This window comes from Pseudomonadota bacterium (assembly GCA_010028905.1).
Taxonomy (GTDB): domain Bacteria; phylum Vulcanimicrobiota; class Xenobia; order RGZZ01; family RGZZ01; genus RGZZ01.
Genome location: RGZZ01000421.1, coordinates 1 through 4,439, shown reverse-complemented (window position 1 = coordinate 4,439; position 4,439 = coordinate 1). Strand labels below are relative to the sequence as shown.

The window sequence follows — 4,439 nt, the reverse complement described above, 5'->3', positions numbered from 1 at the left end:
CCCACGACGCGCGAAGCGAGGCCTCATCGAGCACGAAGTAGGCGGCAACGTCGGCGGCGAGGCGTCGCACGCCGGGGTAGTCGGTCGCGAGACGGTCGAGCAGGGATGTGGTCACGTTCGAGCGGTGGCCGAGCGCGCAGCGGGTGCGATCAGGCGACCCGCCTCGAGCCCATCTCGATGGCCTTCTGCAGGCCCGCCATTGCGTCGATCTGTCCGTAGCCCTGGTCGTAGTGGGCATAGCCGTCAATGGGGCGGGAGGTGTCGGCGATGATGTCCTGCACGTCATCGACGGTGAGCGAGGGGTTGGCTTCGATCCAGGTGGCGATGACCCCCGCGGCGATGGGCGATGCAAACGATGTGCCATCGGCCTCGCGGTAGGTGCCATCGACCGTGCCCACGGTGACGTTCACACCCGGCGCCGTTGCGTCCGGCTTCATCTGGCCGCTGTCGCCGGGGCCGCGGCTCGAGAAGTAGGCGATGGTGTCGTCACTCATGTCGCTGGTGCCCTTGACGTTGGAGGCGGCCACCGTGACCACGCGCGGATACGACGCGATGGTGTGCAGCGTGCGCGGGCCGGGGCCGTCGTTCGACGCCGCGGCCACGGGAATGATGCCGGCGGCCGCGGCCTTGTCGATGGCCTGGAGCACGGGAACCTGGGCCTGAAGGTCCGGGTCGTCGAGGTAGAACGACATGTTGAGCACGCGGATGTTGTAGCGCTCCTTGTTGTCGACAGCCCACTGGATGGCCTTGACCACGTTCGATGACCAGGCCATGCCGCCTGCGTCAACGGCCTTGAGGCTGATGATGTTGGCGCCAGGGGCCGCGCCGGTGCAGATGCCGTTGGTGCCGTCTCCCGCCGCAACGGTCGACACCATGGTGCCGTGTCCCGCGTCGTCGTACGCGCTTGCCGGATCGGCGTCATCGTTCGGGTGGCGGTTCTCGTTCACGAAGTCCTTGAAGGCCACCGTGTGAGAGCGCAGGTCTGCGTGGAGGCTCAGGCCGCTGTCGATGACCGCGATGCCCACGCCCTTGCCCGTGTATCCCGCGGTCCAGACGTCGGGCAGGTTCAGCGCTTCGAGCTGCACCGCGACCTTCGACTCAGGCTCGTCTTCGTCGCCTTCCTTCGCGGGCGTTGCATCAGCAGGTGCAGCCGAGACGGGCTTCGTCGCGGACGGGCGGAACGGGCGATGGGTGGACGGGCGGTCGACTTGCAGGGCCATCTTCAAACCTCCGATGCGGCGGAGCGCCAGGGGACCTGCCCATCGCGCTCATCGAGGGGGAACCCTCCTCTAAGCAGTGTACGGGAGGGAGGGGGAAGAAGTCACTGCGAAGATGTTAAAATCCGGCCATCTTTCTTCACGACGAGAGAGTCGAACGGGGCCGGCGCAGAGAGAGGAGCCTTCCCGTGAAGCAAGCCTTGATCTCCTCGGTGCCACGGTTGCTCATCGCGCTCGTCGTGACGCTGGTCTGCGTCACCCGCGCCCACGCCGATGGCGAGGCCGGCGCGCTGCTCCAGAGCGTGCTGGTGTCTGACAAGCCCGTGCGCATCTTCGTGGCCGCGAGAATCGTCACGATGGACGCGCGGTTTCCGGCCGCCACCGCGGTCGCCGTGCGCAACGGCCGCGTCATGGCGGTGGGAAGCCTGGACGCGGTGAAGAAGGCGCTCGCGGGGCAGGCCTGTGTGGTCGACGAGACCTACAAGCGCCAGGTTCTCATCCCGGGGCTCATCGACCAGCATCTCCACCCCCTCCTTGGCGCACTCACCCTTGCGGTGGAGATCATCGCGCCCGAAGCATGGATGCTTCCGGATCGAACGGTTGCTGCGTGCGCCGACCAGGAGGCGTACCGCGCGCGTCTGGGACGTGCAGAGCGCGCTTTGCGCGCGCCGGAGGCGTGGCTGTTCTCGTGGGGATATCATCCGCTCTGGCATGGCCCCCTGTCACGCAGGGTACTCGATCAGATCAGCGCGACCCGGCCCATCGCGGTCTGGGCGCGCTCGTGTCATGAGTTCTACTTCAACACGGCGGCGCTCCGCGCGCTCGGGGTCACGGCCGAGAGCGTCAAGGGTCACGGCCTTGCCAGCACGCAGGTCGATTATGATGCCGGGCACTTCTACGAGAAGGGCCTCACACTGGTCGTGGGTGCGCTGCTTCCGAAGCTTGCGACCCCAGAGCGTCTCGAGAGAGGCCTGCGTCAGATGGTGGCCCTCGAGCATCAGCACGGTGTGACGGCGTACTGCGAGCCGGGCGCGCTGGTGAACCCTGAGCTCTTCGCGCTCTACCGGAAGATCCTGGGCGCCGAGAGCACGCCGTTCTACTCGTTCTTCATTCCCGATGGTCGCGCCCTCTTCGATCAGTATGGCCCTGGCGGTGCGCTGGCGGCGGTCGAGAAGACATTTCAGATGGCCCCTTCCGGAAAGGTGTCATTTCTCGATCATCAGGTCAAGCTCTACTGCGATGGGGCCATCATCTCGCAGCTGATGCAGATGCGGGACGGTTACCTCGACGGACACGTGGGCCAGTGGATCATGCCGCCGGATCACTACGACCAGGCCAACAAACTCTTCTGGGACTCAGGCTATCAGATCCACACCCACGTGAATGGCGATCTCGGCCTGGAGACCGTGCTCGACACATTCGAGCGGCGCATGAAGGAGAATCCACGGGCCGCCCATCGGTCGGTCATCGTTCACTTCGCGTGCTCTACTGAGGCGCAGGTCGCGCGCATCCAGCGGCTTGGCCTCATCGTCAGCGCCAATCCCTACTATCCCGTGGGCTTTGCCGATGCGTTCTCGCGCGTAGGCCTCGGTCCGGAGCGCGCTGACGCCATGGTTCGGGCGGGTTCGGTGGTGAGGCGGGGGATTCCGTACTCGCTGCACTCCGATCTGCCGATGGCGCCGTCCGATCCACTCTACCTGGCGTGGTGCGCGGTCAATCGCGTGACCGCATCGGGTCGGGTGGCGGCGCCCGAACAGCGAATCGATGTGATGACTGCGCTGCGAGGTGTGACCACCGAGGCTGCGTGGTCCTGGCGCAAAGAGGACGATCTGGGGAGCATCGCCCCCGGCAGGATCGCAAGCTTCACGGTGCTGGAGGCCGATCCGTCGACGGTCGACCCGCGGCATCTCAAGGACATCGCCATCGTTGCCACCGTGTTCGAGGGCCGCTCCTTCCCCATCTCTGCCCGCGCGCAAGCGAGCCGGCGCGCGTTCCTCGACGTCGCGGGCACCGCGCTGCCAGGCCCGGGTCACGAGCCGACGCTAGACGAGGCGCGGGGAGGTGAGTGCTGGTCGTGCCGCTTCTCTGCTCTCATCAGCCAGACGTGCTTCAACCGTTCGACGCGGTGAGGAAGAGGCGCTCGGAACGCGTGATTGAAGCTCGCGGCGATATGGGGCGCAGGGGCCGTGACGGGGGGCGCGACGTCTCGTGGCCCGAGGGAGGGCGTGCGCTGCGGTCAGGGAAGCGGTCGAACGCTGGCCAGCGTGGCGGTGTCGGAATCGGGGAGCGTTCCATGTTCCCACAGGCGAATGGTGTCGGGGAAGCGGACCGTGTCGTCGAGGCGGATTCGCACGTAGCGCTCCGCCACCTTCACCACGATTCCGGTCTGGCCGGCCGGGACGACGGGCTGGTAGAGCGGATCGTCTGCCGCGCAGCCGGCGTCGGCCTCACCGACGAAGACCACGCGGCTGCCCACCGTCAGCTCTGCCACCCGCGGCACAGCGGTCGCGTCGTGGGGGTGGCTCATGCGGGCGGTGCGCCCTCTGCTTCGAGCTGCTTCTGGAACGGGATGGCGTCGATGAGCGCTTCGCGCTGCGCTGATGTGAGCTTGCCATCGTCGTGGTCGGCCTCGATGACAGCCTCGATCTTCTCCCAGCTCCAGCCGGGCTTGTCGTAGACCCGGCGCGTCATGCGCCAGGCGTTGATGACGTCGCTGGCGCTCTCCTTCAGGTCTGCGGCCGCGGTCGACGGGTCGTTCCACAGGGCGTGATGGTCGGTGGCGTTGTGCTCGTGGATGGCCCACTTCACCGACTCGTCGCGACCGGGCTTTGCGAGGAACTGGGTGATCTCCGGATTGAACTTGCTCGTGTCGCCGTCGAAGTCGTGCGTCGAGAAGTCGAGACCGCGCAGGTCGCCGAGCCTCCGTATGCCGGCGGTGTGCTCGAGGGTCTCCATCACGAAGAGCCGGATCTGCTCTGGGGTGGCCTTCGTCCACGACGGCTCTGGCGATGGGGTGGAGGGGAGTGCGTCATTGAGAAGCCCCGCGATGGCGTCGGTCTTCTCTTCGAGGGTGCCTTTTCCGAAGACGACCGCGTGGCATTGCTCGGCCACCTCGCGTGATGCGGCTGAGCGAACGCCATCACGAGCGACGGGAGCGCTCGCGGGCTCGAGGCTGGCCAGCGCCACGGGGGCGTTGCAGGTGGGCGCGGAAGCGGGGGATGC

4 protein-coding genes are annotated in these 4,439 nt (G+C 66.9%); 1 reads left to right on the top strand and 3 read right to left on the bottom strand.

Annotated features, from left to right (window positions below):
* Window positions 1-149: 149 nt before the first annotated feature.
* The gene (locus EB084_20335; GenBank protein NDD30615.1) at window positions 150-1,220 is read right to left on the bottom strand and encodes a hypothetical protein; all 1,071 of its coding nucleotides are present in this window, start codon (window positions 1,218-1,220) and stop codon (window positions 150-152) included.
* Window positions 1,221-1,573: 353 nt separating this feature from the next.
* Here EB084_20335 and EB084_20330 point away from each other — a divergent pair, with 353 nt between their 5' ends.
* Window positions 1,574-3,346, top strand: a complete 1,773-nt coding sequence (locus EB084_20330) for an amidohydrolase (protein NDD30614.1) — start codon at window positions 1,574-1,576, stop codon at window positions 3,344-3,346.
* Between the two features lie 107 nt (window positions 3,347-3,453).
* Here the strand turns inward: EB084_20330 and EB084_20325 are convergent, their stop codons facing one another.
* Both EB084_20325 and EB084_20320 read right to left on the bottom strand, forming a co-directional pair.
* Entirely contained in the window at window positions 3,454-3,744 is a 291-nt protein-coding gene (locus EB084_20325; protein ID NDD30613.1) for a hypothetical protein, read from the bottom strand.
* Window positions 3,741-4,439, bottom strand: a 699-nt coding sequence (locus tag EB084_20320) for a hypothetical protein (GenBank protein ID NDD30612.1), incomplete at its 5' end; no start/stop codon positions are given. The genes EB084_20320 and EB084_20325, both read right to left, overlap by 4 nt.